Source organism: Microbispora sp. NPDC049633 (assembly GCF_040675265.1).
Taxonomy (GTDB): domain Bacteria; phylum Actinomycetota; class Actinomycetes; order Streptosporangiales; family Streptosporangiaceae; genus Microbispora; species Microbispora maris.
In genome coordinates this window covers 1-1,735 of the sequence record NZ_JBFAOO010000407.1, presented here as the reverse complement: position 1 = coordinate 1,735, position 1,735 = coordinate 1, and the positions used below count along the sequence as shown (strand labels likewise).

Here is a 1,735-nt window from a genome sequence, read left to right as displayed (position 1 = left end):
GGCAGGACGGCGGCGGAGGGCAGGGGCCCGCGCAGACGCTCCGCGCCACGGCGGAGGGCTCTCATCGCTCGTCGCCGCGACCCGGCGCGCGCGCACGTCCCGCGCCCGAGGATCCCGTTGCCGAGGATCCCGCGTCCTCGGATTCCGTTCCTGAGAATCTCGCGCCCGAGAATGCCGTGCCGCGGGATGCCGCCCCGGAGGAGGCGCCCGCGGAGCGCGGTCCCGGCCTCGACTGGGCGACGGGCCCGGGAGGCGAGTATCGGCGGGCCGTGCTGGCGGAGATCGAGAACCTGCGCGCCCTGGCCCGGTCGCTGGACGACCCCGGGCCTGTCGCCGAGGCCGCCCGCCTGCTCGCCGCCTCGCGGCCGCTTCCGGTGCTGGGCCTGCGGGCCGCCGCGGCCCAGGCCGCCGGGTTCGCCTACTTCGCGGCGAAGATCCACCCCGACGTACGGCCCCTGCACGAGGCGGGGTCGCTCCTGACCGACCGCGTCGAGCAGGCGGCGGCGGCCGGAGCGACGGCCCTGCTGTGCTTCGCCCTGCCCCGCTACCCGGCCGAACTGGTGGACGCCCTCCGCGCCGCCCGCGCGGCCGGACTGAGCGTCGTCACGGTCGCGGACCGGCGGGTGTCGTCTCTCGCCGGTCTGTCCCACGTCCTGCTCACCGCCGCCGTGGGCACGCGTCTGGTGTTCGACACGGCCTGCGCGCCGATGATGCTCGGCCGGGTGCTGCTGGAGGCCATGTGCGATGAGCTGCCCGGGGCGCAGGCCCGCCTGGAGGCGTTCGAGGCGTCGGCGGCGGCCCGCGGGGTGTTCCTCATTGACTGAATCTATTCATTCACTCAGGATGAAGAGAACTCATTGAATGGGACCATGCGCGCCGGGCGCGGGTGGGAGGAGGACTCGTGGCTGACGACGGTGACAGCGCCCCCAACCGGGCCCCCAACCGGGCCCCCAACAGCGCCCCCAACAGGGCCTCCAACCAGGCCCTCGACCGGGCTCCCGAACGCGCACCCGTCCGGGCTCCGCGCGGCACCACGCTCAACACGCGCGGCTGGCAGCAGGAGGCCGCGCTGCGCATGCTGATGAACAACCTCGACCCCGAGGTCGCCGAGCACCCGGAACGGCTCGTCGTCTACGGCGGCAGCGGCAAGGCGGCCCGCGACTGGCCGTCGTACGACGCCATCGTGCGCGAGCTCACCACCCTGCGGGCCGACGAGACGCTGCTGGTCCAGTCGGGCCGGCCGGTCGGCGTGATGACCACGCACGAGTGGGCTCCCCGGGTGCTGATCGCCAACTCCAACCTCGTCGGCGACTGGGCGACCTGGCCGGAGTTCCGGCGGCTGGAGCGGCTCGGGCTCACGATGTACGGCCAGATGACGGCCGGCTCGTGGATCTACATCGGCACCCAGGGAATCCTGCAGGGGACGTACGAGACGTTCGCGGCGGTCGCGGCCAAGCGGTTCGGCGGCAGCCTCGCCGGGACGATCACCCTGACCGCCGGGCTCGGCGGCATGGGCGGTGCGCAGCCGCTCGCGGTCACGATGAACGGCGGCGTGGCGATCTGCGTCGACTGCGACCCGCGCGGCGTCGAGCGCCGCATCGGCCACCGCTACCTCGACGTGCGGGCAGAGAGCCTGGACGAGGCGCTGCGCCTGGCGTACGAGGCCAGAGACGCGCGCCGCCCGCTGTCGATCGGGGTCGTTTCCAACGCCGCCGAGGCCGTGCCCGCCCTGCTG

The 1,735-nt window shown here is 74.4% G+C and carries 1 protein-coding gene and 1 pseudogene; both read left to right on the top strand.

Translation table 11 applies throughout. The features are described 5' to 3' along the window. The first annotated feature begins 176 nt into the window (after nt 1-176). Nucleotides 177-824, top strand: coding sequence for a hypothetical protein (locus tag AB0J39_RS39440; RefSeq protein WP_363474314.1), 648 nt, complete (start codon nt 177-179; stop codon nt 822-824). 77 nt (nt 825-901) lie between these two features. Continuing rightward, nucleotides 902-1,735 (top strand): annotated as a pseudogene (locus AB0J39_RS39435) (hypothetical protein); the annotation flags it as partial.